Annotated in this window: 19 protein-coding genes; 7 read left to right on the forward strand and 12 right to left on the reverse strand. The window is 69.3% G+C overall.

The features are described from left to right. The first annotated feature begins 5 nt into the window (after positions 1-5). The 3 genes from ELQ92_RS14495 to ELQ92_RS14505 all read left to right on the forward strand — a co-directional run bounded on the left by ELQ92_RS14495 (position 6) and on the right by ELQ92_RS14505 (position 1,691). On the forward strand, positions 6-413 hold the full coding sequence (locus tag ELQ92_RS14495; protein WP_128496214.1) for a GlcG/HbpS family heme-binding protein: 408 nt from the start codon (positions 6-8) through the stop codon (positions 411-413). A 136-nt stretch (positions 414-549) separates the two neighbouring features. Further along, positions 550-909, forward strand: a complete 360-nt coding sequence (locus ELQ92_RS14500) for a winged helix-turn-helix transcriptional regulator (protein WP_208004404.1) — start codon at positions 550-552, stop codon at positions 907-909. A 68-nt stretch (positions 910-977) separates the two neighbouring features. Continuing rightward, on the forward strand, positions 978-1,691 hold the full coding sequence (locus ELQ92_RS14505) for an SDR family oxidoreductase (RefSeq protein ID WP_128500042.1): 714 nt from the start codon (positions 978-980) through the stop codon (positions 1,689-1,691). Positions 1,692-1,712: 21 nt separating this feature from the next. Here the strand turns inward: ELQ92_RS14505 and ELQ92_RS14510 are convergent, their stop codons facing one another. The 7 genes from ELQ92_RS14510 to ELQ92_RS14540 form a co-directional block, all read right to left on the reverse strand. Next, positions 1,713-1,937, reverse strand: coding sequence for a VOC family protein (locus ELQ92_RS14510; RefSeq protein WP_341811566.1), 225 nt, complete (start codon positions 1,935-1,937; stop codon positions 1,713-1,715). Positions 1,938-2,081: 144 nt separating this feature from the next. Further along, positions 2,082-2,936 carry a cytochrome c oxidase assembly protein gene (locus ELQ92_RS14515; protein WP_243695056.1) on the reverse strand — a complete coding sequence of 285 codons (855 nt, stop codon included), beginning with the start codon at positions 2,934-2,936 and terminating at the stop codon, positions 2,082-2,084. Further along, positions 2,933-3,409 (reverse strand): DUF2243 domain-containing protein, encoded by a 477-nt coding sequence (locus tag ELQ92_RS14520; RefSeq protein ID WP_128500043.1) that lies wholly within the window; start codon positions 3,407-3,409, stop codon positions 2,933-2,935. The genes ELQ92_RS14515 and ELQ92_RS14520 overlap by 4 nt, the downstream gene beginning before the upstream one ends. Before the next feature lie 231 nt (positions 3,410-3,640). Then, a complete protein-coding gene (locus ELQ92_RS14525; protein WP_128500044.1) occupies positions 3,641-4,894 on the reverse strand; it encodes a four-carbon acid sugar kinase family protein in 1,254 nt (417 codons plus the stop codon). A 122-nt stretch (positions 4,895-5,016) separates the two neighbouring features. Then, on the reverse strand, positions 5,017-6,351 hold the full coding sequence (locus ELQ92_RS14530) for an MFS transporter (RefSeq protein WP_128500045.1): 1,335 nt from the start codon (positions 6,349-6,351) through the stop codon (positions 5,017-5,019). 74 nt (positions 6,352-6,425) lie between these two features. After that, positions 6,426-7,163 carry a FadR/GntR family transcriptional regulator gene (locus ELQ92_RS14535; RefSeq protein ID WP_128500046.1) on the reverse strand — a complete coding sequence of 246 codons (738 nt, stop codon included), beginning with the start codon at positions 7,161-7,163 and terminating at the stop codon, positions 6,426-6,428. 98 nt (positions 7,164-7,261) lie between these two features. After that, on the reverse strand, positions 7,262-8,638 hold the full coding sequence (locus tag ELQ92_RS14540; RefSeq protein WP_128500047.1) for an NAD(P)H-dependent oxidoreductase: 1,377 nt from the start codon (positions 8,636-8,638) through the stop codon (positions 7,262-7,264). Between the two features lie 263 nt (positions 8,639-8,901). Here ELQ92_RS14540 and alr point away from each other — a divergent pair, with 263 nt between their 5' ends. Then, positions 8,902-10,065, forward strand: coding sequence for an alanine racemase (alr, locus tag ELQ92_RS14545; protein WP_128500048.1), 1,164 nt, complete (start codon positions 8,902-8,904; stop codon positions 10,063-10,065). Continuing rightward, positions 10,062-11,003, forward strand: a complete 942-nt coding sequence (locus tag ELQ92_RS14550) for a D-alanine--D-alanine ligase family protein (RefSeq protein WP_128500049.1) — start codon at positions 10,062-10,064, stop codon at positions 11,001-11,003. The genes alr and ELQ92_RS14550 overlap by 4 nt, the downstream gene beginning before the upstream one ends. A 12-nt stretch (positions 11,004-11,015) precedes the next feature. Here ELQ92_RS14550 and ELQ92_RS14555 read toward each other — a convergent pair whose 3' ends face one another. Continuing rightward, complete coding sequence (locus ELQ92_RS14555) at positions 11,016-11,732, reverse strand: alpha/beta fold hydrolase (RefSeq protein WP_128500050.1); 717 nt, start codon at positions 11,730-11,732, stop codon at positions 11,016-11,018. A 95-nt stretch (positions 11,733-11,827) separates the two neighbouring features. On the opposite strand from ELQ92_RS14555, the gene ELQ92_RS14560 reads away from it, so the two are divergent. Then, positions 11,828-13,066, forward strand: coding sequence for a DUF2254 domain-containing protein (locus ELQ92_RS14560; protein ID WP_166426809.1), 1,239 nt, complete (start codon positions 11,828-11,830; stop codon positions 13,064-13,066). Positions 13,067-13,134: 68 nt separating this feature from the next. Here ELQ92_RS14560 and ELQ92_RS14565 read toward each other — a convergent pair whose 3' ends face one another. From ELQ92_RS14565 to ELQ92_RS14580, 4 genes are read right to left on the reverse strand one after another with little or no spacing between them, the layout of a single operon-like run. Beyond that, positions 13,135-14,118, reverse strand: coding sequence for an NAD(P)H-hydrate dehydratase (locus ELQ92_RS14565; RefSeq protein ID WP_128500052.1), 984 nt, complete (start codon positions 14,116-14,118; stop codon positions 13,135-13,137). Beyond that, positions 14,102-14,839 carry a histidine phosphatase family protein gene (locus tag ELQ92_RS14570; RefSeq protein ID WP_128500053.1) on the reverse strand — a complete coding sequence of 246 codons (738 nt, stop codon included), beginning with the start codon at positions 14,837-14,839 and terminating at the stop codon, positions 14,102-14,104. The genes ELQ92_RS14565 and ELQ92_RS14570 overlap by 17 nt, the downstream gene beginning before the upstream one ends. Before the next feature lie 59 nt (positions 14,840-14,898). After that, the gene (locus ELQ92_RS14575) at positions 14,899-15,777 is read right to left on the reverse strand and encodes an ABC transporter permease (RefSeq protein ID WP_128500054.1); all 879 of its coding nucleotides are present in this window, start codon (positions 15,775-15,777) and stop codon (positions 14,899-14,901) included. Continuing rightward, positions 15,774-16,760 (reverse strand): ATP-binding cassette domain-containing protein, encoded by a 987-nt coding sequence (locus tag ELQ92_RS14580; RefSeq protein WP_128500055.1) that lies wholly within the window; start codon positions 16,758-16,760, stop codon positions 15,774-15,776. The genes ELQ92_RS14575 and ELQ92_RS14580 overlap by 4 nt, the downstream gene beginning before the upstream one ends. A gap of 100 nt (positions 16,761-16,860) precedes the next feature. Here ELQ92_RS14580 and ELQ92_RS14585 point away from each other — a divergent pair, with 100 nt between their 5' ends. After that, complete coding sequence (locus ELQ92_RS14585; protein WP_128500056.1) at positions 16,861-17,427, forward strand: PadR family transcriptional regulator; 567 nt, start codon at positions 16,861-16,863, stop codon at positions 17,425-17,427. Positions 17,428-17,582: the final 155 nt, after the last annotated feature.

Consider the following 17,582-nt stretch of genomic DNA (forward strand, 5'->3'; position numbering starts at 1 on the left):
AAATCATGTCTAACATCACTCTCGAGCAAGCCCAGCGCGTCTTGGCGGCAGCCGAGGCCAAGGCCGTTGAGACGGGCGTGCCGTCGTCGATCTCAATCCTTGACACCGGCGCTCGCCTCGTCGCCCTCCTGCGCCAGGACGGCGCACCGCTCGTGTCCATCGACTCGAGCGTCGCGAAAGCACGCACCTCCGTCTTCTTCGGGGGCGCGGCGACAGGTGACCTCGTCGGGGCGATCCAGCCCGGTGCGCCGCTGTTCACACTCGGCGACGCAACGCCGGAGCAGTTGACGTTCCTCGCGGGCGGCCTTCCGCTTCGCGACGCCGACGGCGTACTCATCGGAGCGATCGGCTCCGGTGGCGGCACGCCCGAGCAGGATGCCGTCATCGCCGAGGCCGGCGTCGCATCCCTCTAACGCCACAGGCGCCGCCGCGTACACGACGGCCCGTTCCCTCCGGCAGATACCCCGGCACGTCGATGAGTCGGCTCGCCAGTATCGGCCGGGTACCAAAGTACTTGGAGGTACCGTGCAATCGGCGTACCGTGCTGTCATGTCCATCGAACAGCATTTCACCGTTGACGCTTGCGATAGGAACGACGTGTACGCGGCGGCGTGCCCCTGCCGGGAGATGCTCGATCTCCTGGCCAACAAGTGGTCCGCCCTGGCGATCGGCGCCCTCGCAGATGGGCCGCGCCGCTTCGGCGAGATCCGCCGCGACCTGCAGGGCATCACACCGAAGGTCCTGTCCTCGACGCTCAAACGACTCGAGGACGCCGAGCTCGTCACGAGAACCGTCTTCGCCGAGGTCCCTCTCCGGGTCGAGTACGAGCTCACCCCCCTCGGGGTCAGCGCCGGCGAACCCCTTGCCCACTTGCGTGACTGGGTGAACGCCAACGTCACACGCCACTGACGCGCTCAGCGTCGCCCTCGTGAGCTCAAAGGCCGGTGGCCGGTCATCGATACGAAGGAGAAGAACTCATGCCACAACTCGACGGAGCCCGTGTCCTCATCGTCGGCGCCGGTTCAGGCATCGGGACGGCGGTAGCCCATGCGACGGCCGAAGCGGGGGCGCACGTCATTGCGACGAGCCGCCGATCCGAGACCGCGAATCACGTCGCCGCTCGCATCGGTCGCGGAGCGGAGGCGATCCGTCTCGATCTCTCCGACGAAACGACGATTGCCGAGGCCGCCCAGCGCCTTGGCCGGGTCGACCACATCGTGTCCGTCGCTGCGGACCACGCCAATGGTCCGCTCTCGACTCTTGAGCGCCGTGCGATCAACGAGGCCTTTACGGCCAAGGTCGTCGGACCGATCCTGCTCACGAAGCACTTCGTCCCGACCATGCCGACTGACGGATCGATCGTGCTGTTCTCGGGTTACGCATCGGTCCGCCCGGCTCCCACCCTCACGGTGATGGCCACGGCGAACGGCGCCGTCGACGCCCTCGTGCCGGCTCTCGCCACCGAGGTAGCGCCTATCCGCGTCGTGGGCATCTCTCCCGGCGTGGTGGACTCGGGATCATGGGACGACACGTCCGACAAGGAGACGTTCTTCGACAACATCCGAGCGTCGAACCCCGCGCGGCGGGTCGGAACGCCCGATGACATAGCCGCCGCGGTCGTCTTCGCCCTGACGAGCAGGTTCCTCACGGCGACGACGCTGCGCATCGACGGGGGGCAACCGGTCGCGTGAGCGCCCGGTCCGCCAGCGCGTTCAGGCTCCCTCTTGCGATTCCCGCCGCACATCAGCGCGCGGACAGGACGCAGAACTCGTTGCCCTCGGGATCCGCGAGGACGACCCAGGGCTCCCCCCTGACTGGCCGACGTCCGCATGGGTCGCGCCGAGACCGAGCAGTCGCCCGACCCCCGCCGCCCGATCGTCCCCCGCGAAGTCGAGGTGCAGGCGGTTTTTGATCGTCTTCGGTTCCGGCACATTCACGAACAGCAGCGTCGCGCCGTCCTCGGGTTCCGCAGCTCCGTCTCGGCGCCGTCACGTCGAAACGATCTCCCAGCCCAGCCCAGCACCTCGCAGCGACATAGCGAGGGTCGCACTTGCGGGCGTCATCCGCGCGCAGCACCTCAGTCAGCCCGGGCCGGGAAGGGCGCGGCGCTCGCCCACGCGAAGCCGCCGACCGGCCGACCGGTACCACTCGGCGAAGAACGCGATGAGGAGGACGAGCTCGACGGCGTCGCCGCCGTAGTACATGACGAGTCCCGCTCGCTCCGCCTCGACGATCGCCGTTCCGGTCGGGGCGACGGCGAACACGTGTTTCGCGAGCACGGAGTGGGCGGCGATCGCGAGGACCAGCACGCCGAGCCGGAGGGGGTACCCGGCACGGTGGGGTGCCGGGTCCACCGACACGATCGACGCCGTGAAGAGGTATCCGGCGATCACGACGTGCACGATCACGAGCTCGTGCACGAGCGGGACGTCGCGCATCGCGGCGGCGAGGGGCGTGGCGTACAGGAGCCAGAGGGACCCGACGGCGATCGTCGCCGCGACGACCGGGTGCGTCAGGACCCGGAGAGGGGCGCTCGCGAGCAGTCGCGAGAGACGCCGCGCGGGGCCGACGTCGAGGGAGCGCAGGGCGAGCGTGACGGGGGCCGCCGCCACGAGCAGGAGTGGGGCGAGCATCCCGGCGAGCAGGTGCGCCACCATGTGGGCGGCGAGGTCCTCGTGCGCGGCATCGGCGAGCGGGCCGACGAGGGTCGCGGCCACGATCGCGAGCCCGGCGCTCCAGGCGACGTCCCGATACCACGGCCACGCGCGCCGGCCGTGTGAGCGTTCCGCGGCGGCCGCTCCCAGGTAGGCGACAGCGGCGAGAGCGAGGGGGAGAAGCAGGAGCCACGCGACACCGATCACCGCTCCCCCGTGGTCGTGCTCGCGCGTGACGCTCAGGACGCCGGACATCACCGGGACGACCGTCGCGTCCGTCATGTCGACCGCTCGCCGTCCGCTCGGCGTCCGAGCAGGAGACCGAGCACCAGCAGCACGACGCCCGCGGCGACCCAAGCCACGTCGTAGGGGAGGAGCACGACGTCGTACCGGACCTGGTGCACGCGCAGGAGTTTGTGGTCGACGAGCCCGTCCCAGATCTGGAAGGTGCCGGCGCCGACGAAGAAACCCGACCACATCGTGAGCGCGTCGACCGCTCCTCGTCGGAGCGCATCCGCGAGGAGGAAGAACCCCGCGACGAGGGCGACGAGCTCGACGGCGTGCAGGACGCCGTCCGAGACGAGCCCGACGTCGGTCGTCGACCGGTCGTAGAAGTGGTGCCAACGGAGGAGCTGGTGGAACACGATCTCGTCGACCGCCGCCATGACGGCCGCTCCCATGAGGAATGTCGCCCAGAACCCTCGTCGCCGCGCGATCGTGCGTCGCGTCACCCGTAGGGTCGATGTCTCGTTCATCCGCACCGCCTCCACCGCCCGCCCGGTCGGCGGAGCGTCTCGGCCCCACATTAACGACCGCCGGGATCACCGACGACAGCTTGACGAGGGCCGCTCGCCTTCCTGCTCACACGTCTCAGGCCCCTGTAGCGCTGCTGGAGGGGCCTGAAGGAGGCGGAGCGGTGCCTCGCGGCCAGCGGGTGGTCGCCGTGTCGACGACAACCAGTCCGCCGCCGGGGAAGGAAGGGGTCCTCACAACCCCACGGCCTCGAGGACGCGCTCGAGTGTGTCCCGTTCCCCGACGTTCCCGGGGACGACGACGTAGAGCACCTCGCGGCCGTCGTGCGTCGTCATCGACCACACGGAGACGCCGGGCAGCACCTGGCCGAGCACCACGGCCGACGAGGCACCGATGCCGGTGCGCGCTACCTCGGCCGAGGTGATCCCGCCCTTCGAGACGACGACGTCGACCGCCGGCAGCACCGACCGCACCGCTGTCGTGAGCGCGGCCATGACCCGCTCACCGTGATCGAGGGTGCCGTGTTCGCGGGAGCGCACGCGTTCCGTCGTGACGATGCCGAGCAGGCGCGCGTCCAACTGCTCGCGGATGGACTCGGCGGCCCGCCGGCCCGCCGCCGACGGGTCGCCGAGAGCGTGAGCGGTGTCGATGATCGCGGGGGCTCCCCATGCGTCGACGACCGGTGCGAGCTGCGCCGTCGCGCCCGCCGTGTGGGACCCGCACACGAGCAGGGTCGGTCGCGGCTCCGGGACGAGGGGCACGGGCAGCAGCCCCGCGCTCGTGACGCCCGCGAGAGCGGCGGCGAGGGGTGCGGCCGAGCGGACGACGATGCGCACGCCCGCCTGCGTGGCGGTGTCCACGCCGTGCGCGATCGCAGCGATGTCCTCGCCGTTCTCGGCGTCCGGGACCACGACGGAGCCCGCCGGTGCCGCGACGAGAGCCTCGGCGAATCGGCCCGACCGCACGACGTCGAGGGCGACGGGGACCGCGCGCCGCGAGGACTTCTCCGCGACGTAGTCCACGAGAACCGCCGTCGAGAACGGGAACACGGGGTCGTCGGCGTACTCGGTCTCGTGCGCCGGCACCGTCTCACCGTTCAACCGGACGAGGTGGACGCCGTCGATGGTCGTCCGGCCGCCGTCGGGGAACGCCGGCACGAAGAGCATGAGCGCGTCATCGGCCCGATCGTCTTCGAGGAAGACCTCGGTCTCAGCGAAAACGTGGCCGCGCAGCGTCGAGTCCCCGCGCAGAACGAACCGGACGGGCGATCCGAGACGGCGAGCGGCCTCCTCGCCGTCGACACGGATCTGCGTCACGAGAGCGGTCGCCTCCGCCTCGGGCAGGGCACGGCTGTTCGTCTGCACATAGACGCTGTCGGACTCGGTGAGTGCGGCCTCGAGGAGATCCGCGTCGCTCTCGAGGAGCACGGTCACTCCCGTGGCGGACTGTGTGCCGGTGGGGTCGTCGTCCAGAACGATGGTCTTCATGGTGCCTTCCTGGCTGGAGGGGAACGAGGCGTGGCGGGCGAGTGTGCCTGCCCGCCACACGAAGGAGTGCGAGGCCCGCGCGACCTCCCCGGTAGGCGGGTCGGACGGGAGGACTCCGCGGGTCAGCGTCCGGCGATGACCGCGTTGACCTCGGCGCGACGGGAGGCGTTCCACGTCTCCTTCGTCGCCAGGGTGCCGATGACGCCGAGCAGTCCGCACGCCATGTAGACCAGGGCGACCCCGCCCCACCCGAGGGGAATCGCGACCGCCGTCGCGATGAGGGGGATGAAGCCGGAGATTGCCGCGGAGAACTGGTAACCGATCGACGCTCCGGATGACCGCGTGTTCGTGTCGAACAGTTCGGAGAACCACGCGCCCTGCGTGCCCGCGAGCGAGTCGTGGATGACGGCCATCGCGATGATGTAGACGAGCACGATCAGAACGGGAAGCCCCGTGTTGACGAGGAGGAACATCGGGAAGCCGAATGCCATGACGAGGAGCGAACCGACGAGGTAGACGGGCTTACGACCGACCTTGTCGGACAGGGCGCCGAAGAGGATCGTCGTCACGAGCCCGATGCCCGCGGCGATGATGAGTCCGGTCAGGGCCGTCGAGCGCTCGGTGATCGGCTCGTCCCCACTCGTCAGATACGAGAGCATGAACGTGACGATGACGTAGAAGCCGCCCGATTCCGCGAGCCGCAGCGAGATGACCCGGAGGATCGTGCGCCAGTCGTTCTTGAGGACCTCCTTGAGGGGGTTCTTCACGACGAGGCCGAGGCTCTTGGTGTCCTCGAATTCGGGCGACTCGCTGACCTTCGCACGGATGATGAGCCCCGCGATGATGAGCACGGCGCTCAGGAGGAACGGCAGCCGCCAGGCGAGTTCGCTGTCGAGCGTGCTCGACCACAGGAAGACGAGGTTCGCGAGCAGCAGTCCGAGCGGCACGCCCGCTTGCGGGATCGCCGTGTAGCGGCCACGCTTCTTCCACGGTGCGTGCTCGAAGGTCATGAGGATCGCGCCACCCCACTCCGCACCGAAGGCGAGACCCTGGATGATGCGGATGAGGGTGAGGAGGATCGGTGCGAGCAGCCCGACCTGCGCGTACGTCGGCAGGATGCCGATCGCGACGGTCGAGATGCCCATGAGGAGCAGTGCCCCGACGAGCACAGGCTTCCGGCCGATCTTGTCGCCGAGATACCCACCGATCACGCCACCGATGGGGCGGGCGGCGAAGCCGACGCCGAACGTCGCGAAGCCGAGCAGGAGCCCGATCGCCGGGTCCTCCGAGTGGAAGAACACCGTGTTGAAGTAGAGCGCCGCGGCCGTCCCGTACGCGAGGAAGTCGTAGTTCTCGATCGTCGTTCCGACGGCACTGCCGATGGCGGTGCGGAGCTTGTCCGGCGAACCGTCGCGAGCTCGGCTGCTGCGGTCCAGAGGGGTTGTCGTGGTTGTCATCGTTGGTCCGTATCTCCCTTGATATGAACGAGAGGCGTCTCGTCCGAGATCGACCGGGAGTCGGTTCTCCCGCGTCAGCCGGGGGCGTCAACCCCGTCGATCGCTCCGATTTTGTAGAAGTCGCTGATGTGCGCGTGCACGGCCCGCGCGGCCGTCTTCCCGTCCTTCCGGACGATGAGGTCGAGAATCTCGCGATGCTCGCGCCGCACGGTGGTGGCGGTCCGCCGCCAGTCCTCCAGCTCCGCGTACATCTCCACCATCTGGCGGTGGATCGCGGTTCGAAGGGAGCCCATGAAGTGAGCCGTGAGGGCGTTGCCCGTCGACTCCGCAATCCTCATGTGGAAGGCGGCATCGAGACTGTTGAACTCCGGCGCGTCGATGGACGGGTCGTCCATCCGATCGAGGATCGCCGCCAATTCCCGGTGGTCATCCTCAGTCGATCGATAGGCGGCCTCCTCGACGGACCACGTCTCGAGAGCGAGCCGGGTCTCGAGGACGTCCGTCCACGAGAACTGCGAGAGGGCGATCTGCAGCTTCAGCAGATTGACCATGCCGGACCCGGGGGTCTGCACGAGGACGGCTCCGCCCTCGCCGCCCCGCCGGATCTCGACGACGCCGAGGGCCTCGAGGACCCGGAGCGATTCCCGCAGCGACGGCCGCGAGACGCCGAGCGAGACGGCGAGTTCCCGCTCGCTCGGGAGGTGGTCCCCCGCCTTCAGTCGTCCGTCGAGGATGCGCTGCTCGATCTGCGCCATCACCTGTTCGTACGTGCGGAGCCGCTGGACGGGCTCCCACCGATCGTTCGCGGTCACCACGCGTCAACTCCCCGGTTCGCCTGCCCGCCCCGGCGAGGGCGAGTGCGTCCATCGTAGTCTCCATGGTTCGACGGTCAGACCTTCGAGCGCCGTCGTCAGACGGACGCGAGCGAGCCGGCGACGGCGTGCTCGGCGCGGAACTCGGCCTCGAGCTGGCGGCGGATCTGGACGGCGAATTGCGATTCGTCGAGCTGGACGTCGTCCCACGAGACGGTTCGGTCCTTCGGGACGTCGCGGATGAGCTTGGCACCGTGAGCGAGCCCGAGCGGGAGCGCGTTGCGGCTGAGCGAGAGATGAGCGGGAGCGAGCTTCCCGAAGACGGTGTAACCGCCCTCACCGTCGAGCGTGTCGCCGGCGCGCAGATCCCGCTTCGCCGTCGTGACGACGTCACCGCGGAAGCCGGTGGGCGACCCGGTCGCTTCGCTGCGCAGCACCGCGGCCGCGATCGAGACCCCGAGCTCGAGCCCGATCATGTGGTACGGGCGGTAAAGCGATCCGTAGCGACCGGTCGCGTCCGTGTGCACGCCGTACTCGGCGAAGCACTGCACCGCGTAGTCGGTGGTCGCCTCGAACGTCACGTACACGCCCCAGCGGAGGTTGTCCGGTACCTCGGTGCCGTCACGGTACATGCTCGACGCGATCTCGACCGTCCCGCGACGCGTGAGGCTGCCGCCGTCGAAGCGGTTCTCGCGGAAGACCGTCGGCAGGTCGTCTTTGCTCGCGGCGGGGAAGAGGAGGCCCTCCTCCTGCGGCTGCAGACCCGTGCCGTTGGCGACGGCGGCCATCTCGATGGCCGACTTCGTGCCATCGAGGAACGAATTGAACATCTTCGGGTTGTAGTCGCCGGAGGCGAGTTGCTCGTCCGTGAAGCCGTAGTAGTTCCACACGGTGTCGGGAGTCGAGTAGTTGTACTCGGGGAGGTACTTGGTGCCCTTGCCCGCTGCGACGACGTCGAAGCCGACGGTGCGGCACCAGTCGACGAGTTCGCAGATCAGGGCCGGCTGGTCGCCGTACGCCATCGAGTAGATGACGCCCGCGGCCTGCGCCCGGCGCTGGAGGATCGGACCGACCATGCAGTCCGCCTCGACATTGACCATGATGACGTGCTTGCCGTTGTCGATCGCAGTCACCGCGTGGTAGGTCCCGACGAGCGGGTTGCCCGTGATCTCGAGGATGACCTCGACCGACGGGTGGGTCAGCAGCGCGTCCGAGCTGTCGATGACCGCAGTGCCGCCGGAGCGGACCGCCTCGTCGAGAGACGCTGAGGAGTAGCGCTCCTCCGGCCAGCCGGTCCGGGCGAGGGCGGCGCGCGCCTTGGTGACGTCGATGTCGGCGACGCCGACGACGTGGATGTTGGAGCTTCCGACCGCCTGGGTCAGGAACATCGACGAGAACTTGCCGGCTCCGATGACGCCGACGCGGATCGGTCCGGCCTCGGCCGTTCGCTTCTGCATGAGCGAGAAGAGGTTCACGTTTCTACTCCTTCGTAGACAGGCCCACAACGGTGTGAGGCGCCGGTCGATTGATGATGGTCTGACCATCGATGAAGCGACTATACGTGTTGGTCTGACCATCTGTCAAAGGCCGGATTCAGGCGTCCCTGAACATGCCGTGCGCGATTCATCCGCGGGATGTATGCGGCACGGCTCGCTTCACCCTTCCGGCTGACGAGGGACGGTGGCCGCCGCTCGTAGCGTGGAGCGTCCGCTCGACGAGGGCGGCGGAAGGGAGCCCCATGCACGACGGATCGCGTCTCCTGATCGACGACGGTGCGGTCGCACGCAACGTGCGCCGCATCGTGCGTTCGACCGGGACGCCGCTCATGGCCGTGTTGAAAGCCGACGCGTTCGGACACGGGCCGCAAGCAGCCGTCGTGCTCTCGGCCGGGGCGAGCTGGATCGGCGTCACCTCGATCGAGGAGGCCTTGCCGCTTCGCGAACTCGGCGTCGACGCTCCCCTGCTGAGCTGGCTCAACCCCGTCGACGCGGACTGGGCGAGCGCGATCACGGCCGACGTCGACCTCGCGGTTCCCGGTGTGCGCCACCTGTTCGCGATCGCGGGCGCCGCCGTCGCCAGCGGCCGCACGGTACGCGTGCACCTCCACCTCGATGTCGGGATGGCGCGCGACGGCGCCGCTGCCTCCGAGTGGAAGCAGCTCATGTTCTTCGCACGGGAGTGGGAGCAACGCGGCGCGATCCGAGTCGTGGGGGTCATGGCGCACCTCTCGTCCGCTCAGGACCCGGAAGCTGAGGAGAACGTCCTCGAGCGACAGCGCTTCGTGAACGGATGTCGGATGGCGGCGCGCGCCGGACTCCGCCCGACGGTGCGGCACCTCGCCGCGACAGCGGCCGCCTTGTCCCGCCCCGACACCCGCTTCGACCTCACGCGCGTGGGCGCCGGTCTGTTCGGGATCGACCCCGCGCACCGCTTCGCGCTCGAGGGCGCCATGACGCTCGACGCCCCCGTCGTCTCGGTGCGCGACGTCCGGGCCGGGACCGGCGTCGGGTACGGTCTCAGCCACCACACGGACCGGGACACGAGGCTCGCGCTCGTGCCCCTCGGCTACGGCGACGGGCTGCCGCGTGGCGCCTCCCACCACGGGAGCGTGAGCATCCGGGGCGTGCGTCGCCCCGTCGTGGGACTCATCTCGATGGACCAGCTCGTCGTCGATGCGGGTGACGTCCCGGTCGTCGAAGGCGAGCGGGCTGTGGTCTTCGGGCCCGGACGCGCGGGCGAGCCGACGGTACGGGAGTGGGCCGACTGGGCGGGGACGATCGAGCACGAGATCGTCACCGGTCTCGGGCCGCGCATCCGGCGGGAGCACCGGGCCGTCGACGAGGCCGACCCGGGGCCCGATGCGAGCGACGAGAGCACCGACACCCTCGAGCGTGCCCGGTGAGGCGGCCGATCGTCGCGGTCATCGCCGGTGGGCGCAATTCGGAGCACGACGTGTCCCTGGCGTCGGCAGCCGGCATCCGACGGGCGCTCTCGACCGACTACGACGTCCTCGACGTCCGCATCGGCCGCGACGGCTCGTGGAACATCGGAGGGCATCGGGCTCTCGGATCGGCGGAGGCCGTCGCGGAGATCGGCCGTGCCGACGTCGCCTTCCCCGCGCTTCACGGCGTGAACGGGGAGGACGGCACGGTCGCGGGGTTCCTCGAGACGATCGGCGTCTCCTACGTCGGCTCCGGCGTCGTCGCGAGCGCCCTCGCGATGGACAAACGCGCGACGAAACTCGTGGCCGAGAGCGTCGGCACTCGCACGGCGCGCTCGTACTCCCTCGACGACGTTCGACGGCTCCGCCCCTTCCCGGTGATCGTGAAGCCCGTCACGGGAGGTTCGAGCCACGGCGTCTCGATCGCTCACTCCGCCGCCGAGGTCGAGAGCGCGATCGGTGGAGCCGGGCAGGGCGCCGGCGTCCTCATCGAAGAGCTCATCGTGGGGCGTGAGATCGACGTGGTCGTCCTCGAGGAGGCCGACGGCGCACTGTCGGTCGCCCCGGCGCTCGAGATCCCCCGGGCCCCGGGATCCGTTTTCGACGTCGCCGGGAAGTACGGCGGGGATCCGCGCTTCCTCGTCCCGGCCCCACTCACCGGGGACGAGCTCGCGTGCGTTTCTGACGCCGCGACGGCGATCTTCCGTGCCCTGGGATGCCGCGGCCTCGCTCGCGTGGATTTCTTCCTCGACGACCGCGGCTTCGTCTTCAATGAGGTCAACACGATGCCGGGCATGACGGAGCTCTCACAGGTGCCCGCGATGGTCGCCGCGGCGGGCATGACGTACGAGGACTTCGTGTGCTCCCTCGTCGAGGTCGCCCGGTCACGGCTGAGATGAGCGAGTATTCGCTCAGCGGCCGCGGTCGACCGCCCCGAGAAGAAGTTGCCCGAGCTCGGTCGGCTTGGTGAACTGCGGCCAGTGGCCCGTGGGCAAGTCGAGGTACTCGACATCTCGGATGGCCGCGAGTTCGGCGACGAAAGGGTGGCCGCCCGCGATCCACTCCGTGAGGAGCGACGAGGGGAATTCACATGCGATGACGGTGACGGGCACGTCGTAGCGACGCTCGTCGTGTAGTTCCTGCGCGTCGGAAGCGACGCGCAACGGCTCGGGGACGGCCCGCGAACGGAACTGCACGCGCATCTCGTCCGTGAGATCGACGAGGTCGGCGTCTTCGAAGAGCTCCCACGGCGGCAGCGGCACGTCGTCGCCCTCCGACGGCAACTCGTCATTGATCACCCCACCGGCGCCGAGCGGCCCACTGTCGACGTAGATCGCCCGCACGATGCGGTCGGGACGGGCGTCGACGGCCGCGTGGATGATCGCCCCGCCTCCGGAGTGCCCGACGAGCACGACGCGGTCTCCCGACTGCTCGCTGAGCGAGTCGATCGCCGCGACCACGGCGTCGACGTGGTCGCGCAAGCCGATGCCGCCGCGATCCGCATCGACCGACTCGAGCCCGGGCAGGGTGAGTGGATGAACGCGGTGGCCCGCCGCCTCGAGAGCGGGGGTGACGTCGCGCCAGGACGACGCGTCGAGCCAGAAACCGGGAACGAGGATGATGTCCATGCCGAGACGCTACGCGCGACCCCCGACATCGGCGAGACCCGCGGGGGATGATGGGGCGACGGCGTGTCCACGTCACGCCGCAGGAAGAGGACGCGATGACCAACGGAATCGGAGCCGCGCTCCGGCGAATCGCCCGGAAGGTGTGGGCCCGGGCAGCCCTCTTCACGGGACTCGCCGTCGTCTTCGCCCTCGCCGCCGGCGTCGTGGGCACACTCTTTCCGTTCCGCATCGTCGTCGATTTGGGCCAGGACTCGGTCGGCACGATCCTCCAGATCATCGCGAGTTCCATGCTCACGGTCACGACGTTCTCCCTCACCGCCATGGTGACGGCGTACTCGTCCGCGACGACGACGGCGACTCCGCGAGCGACGCAACTGCTCATCGAGGACAGGACCTCGCAGAACGCCCTCTCGACATTCGTCGGCGGTTTCACGTTCTCGCTCGTCGGCATCATCGCGCTGTCGACGGGCTACTACGGCGAGCAGGGACGGACGATCCTCTTCTTCGGCACACTCGTCATGGTCGCCCTCATCGTCGTCACGCTCTTGAGTTGGATCTCGCATCTGTCGACGTTCGGCCGGATGGCCGATGTCATCGACCGCGTCGAGGCCGCCGCCTCCCGAACCCTCACGACACATGCAGAGTCACCCGCGCTCGGCGCCCGCAGCTACTCCGAGCTCCCCGACGGGCTGACGAGCGTGTGCGGGACGTCCTCCGGATACGTGACGTTCATCGATCTGGATCGGATGGAGCGTGTCGCCGCCGAGAACGACGTCGAGGTGTACGTGCGGCGGCTCCCCGGAACCCTGGTGGACCCGCGGACGCCGCTCGTCTCCGTGGCGGGCCGGATCGACGAGTCCGTACGGACGTCGCTGGCGGACGCCTTCCGAGTACAACCGCACCGCGATTACGAACAGGATCCGCGCCTCGGAGTGATCGCGCTGGCCGAGATCGGTAGCCGTGCACTGTCGTCGTCGACCAACGATCCGGGGACGGCGATCGAGGTGATCGCGGCACTGCAGCGCGTCTTCGAGACGACACTCGCGAGCACGCCGACGGAGGAGGTCTCCTACGAGCACGTCCTCGTCAGCCCGGTGCGGCTCGACGACCTCGTCGTCGACGCATTCCGCCCGCTCGCGCGCGACGGTGCCGCGATCATCGAGGTCCAGATCCGGCTGCAGAAGTGTCTCGCCGCACTCGGGCGGGGGCGACCCGATCGTTCCGTCATCTTTTCGCGGATGGCGGACCAGGCGTACGCCAGGGCGCGTGCCGCGCTCGCCGACGGGGATCGGGACGAACTCGACCACACGTACAGAACCGCCCGAACGAAGTAGCGTGGCCGGCGTTCGCAGCGGCGATCGCACCCGTCGTCGGCCTGTTCGCTCGGATCCTGCGGGCGGAGCTACTGCAGCCCGGCGAGGAGGGACGGGAACTCGTCGGACAGTTCGCGCGCGAGGAAGCCGACGGGGGCGTCGACGGCGCGTCGGTCCCCGGCGGCGGCGTGGAGATACGTTCCCCAGACCGCGGCCCGTGCGGGCTCGACACCACGCGCGGCCATGCCCGCGATCGCGCCGGCGAGGACGTCCCCGCTCCCGGAGGTCCCGAGACCGGGGTTGCCCGCCGTGATCGTCCACGCGGAACCGTCCGGCGCGATGACCGCGTTCTGCGTCGCGACGACCGCTGAGAGCCGCTCGGCGACGTCGCGCCCGGCGCGTAGCACCGCTTCGCTGTCGGAGCCGTGCAACTCCTCCTCGATATCGGCGAGGAACGCGAGTTCCGTCGGATTCGGCGTCACGATGAGGCGGCCCGCGAGCGACGAGACCCGGCTCGGATCGTCATGCACGGCGGCGAGCGCGTAGGCGTCGAGGACGACGACGGTGTCGTCGCCGACGAGCGAGACGATCTCGTCGAGGAGTTGAGCGGCGCCGTCCAGGTCGTCGAGGCCCGGTCCGACGAGGACCACGTCGGCGCTCCCGACGTCGCCCTCCAGGGCACTGCCGGCATCTCCGCGCACGCTTCCCTCGTCGGTCTCCGCGAGCGGGACGATGCCGCTCTCGGGAACCGCGATCGCGAGTCCGACGGCCACCGACTCGGCTGCAGCGAGCGTCAAGCGACCGGCACCGACGCGCAGTGCGGCCACTCCCGCGAGTGCGACGGCGCCTGGACTGCGCCGCGCTCCTCCGACGATGAGCACGACGCCACGGTCGTACTTCGACTCCCCCGGCTGCGGCTGGCCCCAGTCGCGCAAGAGGGCGGGGGTGGCGTCTCTCGGCTCGCTCGGGCTCTGCGATGCTGTGCCGTTGTTCGACTCAGCGCTGTTCGACTCAGTGCTGTTCGACTCAGTGTTGTTCAACTCAGTGTTGTTCGACTCAGTGTCGTTCGGCATGTTCCGCCCCCGCATGCATCGTCGTCTCGACTCCGGACCGCTGCAGGTGCGACACATCGCCGACGAGCGTCGCGCGCCATGGTGCGCCGGCTTCATCGCCCCGCTCGAGCACCGTGATGGCGGCGTTCCGCACGGGCGCGGTGCGGGCGGCGTCAAGTACGGTCCCCTCGTCCCAACCCTCGAGCACATACCGGATGAGGTAGACGATCGCCTCGTGCGCGAAGACGACGCCGTGGTCCGCCGGTGCCGCGACTGCGTCCGCGAGGAAGGAGCGGAGCCGCAGCGCCACGTCGACCCACGACTCGCCCCCCGGCGGACGGTAGTAGAACTTGCCGAGGTGCGCCTTCCGCGCCGCCTCGTCGGGGTACCGGGCGAGCACACCGGCGCTCGTGAGCTTGTCGAGGACGCCGAGCTCCCGGTCGCGGAGGCGCTCGTCGATACGCGGGACGAGGCGGAGACCAGCGGCCGCGATTGCCAGTTCGCCCGTGTGGCGCGCTCGAAGGTACGGGGAGCTCCAGACGGCAGCACTTTCGTCGAGCCCGAGTCCCGTGAGGGCGATGCCGACGGCGCTGCCCTGTTCCGCCCCCGTCGGCGACAGGGGCGTGTCCGCGTCTCGCGTCGGGATGTCGACGACCTGCGATCCCGTGCTCTCGGCAAGGGACGCCGCCTCGTTTCCGAGACTCTCTCCGTGCCGGACGAGGACCAACCGTTGCAATGCCATACATCGAGGCTAGTCACGCTCATCCAGCCCCCGCACCGGGTTGTGCAGGGGCCCGATGATCAGCGAGCGTCGCGGTAGCGCCACATCGTGAGTGTGCCGAACACGGCGATGAGCACCGCGGACCAGACGATCGTGAGCGGCAGGCTCGCACCCGGGTCGGTGCCGCCCATGACCGCGCGCACGCTCGTCACGAGGTGCGAGACCGGGTTGACCTCGACGAACGCCTGCAGCCAGCCCGGCATCGTCGACGGGTCGACGAAGATGTTGCTGCCGAACGTGAGCGGCGTGATCACGAGCATGCTCACCCCCATGACGCTCCCCGACGTGCGCAACACGAGGCTCAGGAACGTCCAGATCCAGCCGAGACTGAAGGAGAACAGCAGGATCAGGATCGCGCCGATCACGAAGCCACCGAAGCCGCCGCCGGGACGCCAGCCGAGGAGGAGCCCGAGCAGCGCCGTGACCGTGAGCGAGATCGTGAAGCGCACGGCGTCACCGAGGAGCATCCCCACGAGCGCCGACGGCCGCCAGATCGGCAACGAGCGGAAGCGGTCGAAAACACCCTTCTCGAGGTCTGTGCGCAGCGTCGTCCCCGTGTACATCGTGATCATGATGACGCCCTGCACCATGATGCCGGGCAGGAGGAACTGGATGTAGTCCACCGTGCTGCCGGCGAGCGCGCCGCCGAAGAGGAACGTGAAGAGCAGCGTGAACATGACGGGGAAGACCGTCACGTCGAAGAGCTGCTCGGGCACGTGCTTGATCTTGAGGAGTGCGCGCCAGCCGAACGTGAGCGACGTCGAGAGCGGTCCGGGCGGCGAGGGGCGCTCACTGCTCGCGAGGGCCGAGAGGATCTTCGATCCGCGGTCGTGCTCGGTGTTCAGTCCGGCGCCTCCGGGTTCGTCGGCGTCCTCCGTCCGGGTCCTGTCGAGAGTCATGCCGCGGCCTCCTCGGTGTCGGTCTTCTCCTCGGCGTGGTGACCTGTGAGCGACAGGAACACCTCGTCGAGCGTCGGTTGCCCGAGCGAGAACTGCGCGAGCGGGATGCGGGCCTCATCGAGGGCGGAGAGCGCACGGGTCACCCGGCCCTGCTCGTCGATGGTCGCGGTGAGCGCGTTCGGGTCCGCCTCGTCGCGCACCTCCACGCCGAGCTCGCGTTCCAGCACGGCACGAGCGGCGTCGCGGTCGTCCCGGTCCATGACCCTCACAAAGAGGGACCCGGACCCGACGGACGCCTTGAGCTCCGATGACGTGCCCTCAGCGATGACCTTCCCCCTGTCGATGACGCTGATGCGGTCGGCGAGCTGGTCGGCCTCGTCGAGGTACTGGGTCGTGAGGAGCACGGTCGTGCCGCTCGAGACCATCGCGCGGACGATGTCCCACACTTCGTTGCGGCTCCGCGGATCGAGGCCCGTCGTCGGCTCGTCGAGGAAGAGGAGCTCAGGGGTCACGACGATGCTCGCCGCGATGTCGATGCGCCGGCGCATGCCGCCCGAGTACTTCTTGACCTGCCGGTCGGCCGCGTCGGACAGGGCGAACGCGTCGAGGAGGTCGTCGGCGCGGCGCTTGGCGCTCGCCCCCGTGTAACCGAAGAGGCGACCGATGAGGCGGAGGTTCTCGCGGCCCGTGAGGTCTTCGTCGACGGACGCGAACTGACCGGTGAGGCTCACCCGGCGGCGGACCTCGTCCGCCTCCGTCACGACGTCGCGACCGAGGACCGTCGCGGTGCCGCCGTCGGGGCGGGCGAGGGTCGCGAGCATCCGGATGGTGGTCGTCTTGCCGGCGCCGTTCGGGCCGAGGAAGCCGTGGACGCCGCCGCGGCGGATCGCGAGATCGACGCCGTCGACGGCGCGGTTGTCACCGAAGACCTTGACGAGGCCGTGGGTCTCGATGGCGAGATCGGTCATGGCGGGTTCGGTCATGGGAGTCCCCTCGTTCGCCGCGGAAATGATGACGAGAGCGTCAGCCTCAACCGCATATTCCGATTAGGAACATTCCTACCAGGAAGATACGATCGTGTCCATGCCGGGATTACCCCCAACGGCCTTCGCGCTCCTCGGTCTGCTCGCCTTCGACGCGGACTCCGAAGCCGACTCCGCTGCCGACTCCGCAGCGGGCATGACGGGGTACGAACTCAAGCAGCGCGCCGACTTCACACTCCGCTACTACTGGGTCTCCCCCGCGATGAGCCAGATCTACACCGAATTGCGTCGGCTCTCGGTCGAAGGCTTCGTGGCCGAGCAGCCCGGCGACGGCCCCACGCGGTACCGCGTGACGCCGGAGGGCCGCGAGGCCGTCGAGCGCTGGCTCTTCGAGGGCGAGGTGGGTTTCCCCGTCCTCAAACACCCTGTCGCATTGCGGCTCCTCATGGGCCGGTTATCCACACCCGAGCGACTTCAGGAGATGCTCGAGCAGCACCTGCGCGATCTCGATGCGCGACGCGCCGACCTGCAGGGCGTGCGCGACATGCTCGGTGATGACCACCAACGGCGCTACGCGGCGCTCGTCGCCGATTGGGGTCTCGCCTACTACGACAGCGAATCCCGCATCGTCGCCGATCTGCGCGCCCGCCTCGACACGATGGACTGAGCGTGGGTTTCTGCGCTTGTGGGGTTCGGAGCTTGTGGGGTTCGGAGCTTGTGGAAGGGCACCCGCCACGGGAGCGACTCGTCGTCCACAAACCGGCCGCCCACCGGGTTCTCCACCGCCTCGCGCCAGCTTGGGGGAGTGTCGGTGGTGTGGTG

Origin of the sequence: Labedella populi (assembly GCF_004078655.1) — a bacterium.
Classification (GTDB): Bacteria; Actinomycetota; Actinomycetes; order Actinomycetales; family Microbacteriaceae; genus Labedella; species Labedella populi.

Excerpts from the sequence above, each read along its gene's own strand:
- ELQ92_RS14495 (WP_128496214.1), top strand. The coding sequence starts at position 6 with ATGTCTAACATCACTCTCGAGCAAGCCCAGCGCGTCTTGGCGGCAGCC.
- ELQ92_RS14500 (WP_208004404.1), top strand. The coding sequence starts at position 550 with ATGTCCATCGAACAGCATTTCACCGTTGACGCTTGCGATAGGAACGAC.
- ELQ92_RS14505 (WP_128500042.1), top strand. The coding sequence starts at position 978 with ATGCCACAACTCGACGGAGCCCGTGTCCTCATCGTCGGCGCCGGTTCA.
- ELQ92_RS14515 (WP_243695056.1), bottom strand. The coding sequence starts at position 2,936 with ATGACGGACGCGACGGTCGTCCCGGTGATGTCCGGCGTCCTGAGCGTC.
- ELQ92_RS14520 (WP_128500043.1), bottom strand. The coding sequence starts at position 3,409 with ATGAACGAGACATCGACCCTACGGGTGACGCGACGCACGATCGCGCGG.
- ELQ92_RS14525 (WP_128500044.1), bottom strand. The coding sequence starts at position 4,894 with ATGAAGACCATCGTTCTGGACGACGACCCCACCGGCACACAGTCCGCC.
- ELQ92_RS14530 (WP_128500045.1), bottom strand. The coding sequence starts at position 6,351 with ATGACAACCACGACAACCCCTCTGGACCGCAGCAGCCGAGCTCGCGAC.
- alr (WP_128500048.1), top strand. The coding sequence starts at position 8,902 with ATGCACGACGGATCGCGTCTCCTGATCGACGACGGTGCGGTCGCACGC.
- ELQ92_RS14555 (WP_128500050.1), bottom strand. The coding sequence starts at position 11,732 with ATGGACATCATCCTCGTTCCCGGTTTCTGGCTCGACGCGTCGTCCTGG.
- ELQ92_RS14560 (WP_166426809.1), top strand. The coding sequence starts at position 11,828 with ATGACCAACGGAATCGGAGCCGCGCTCCGGCGAATCGCCCGGAAGGTG.
- ELQ92_RS14565 (WP_128500052.1), bottom strand. The coding sequence starts at position 14,118 with ATGCCGAACGACACTGAGTCGAACAACACTGAGTTGAACAACACTGAG.
- ELQ92_RS14570 (WP_128500053.1), bottom strand. The coding sequence starts at position 14,839 with ATGGCATTGCAACGGTTGGTCCTCGTCCGGCACGGAGAGAGTCTCGGA.
- ELQ92_RS14575 (WP_128500054.1), bottom strand. The coding sequence starts at position 15,777 with ATGACTCTCGACAGGACCCGGACGGAGGACGCCGACGAACCCGGAGGC.
- ELQ92_RS14580 (WP_128500055.1), bottom strand. The coding sequence starts at position 16,760 with ATGACCGAACCCGCCATGACCGATCTCGCCATCGAGACCCACGGCCTC.
- ELQ92_RS14585 (WP_128500056.1), top strand. The coding sequence starts at position 16,861 with ATGCCGGGATTACCCCCAACGGCCTTCGCGCTCCTCGGTCTGCTCGCC.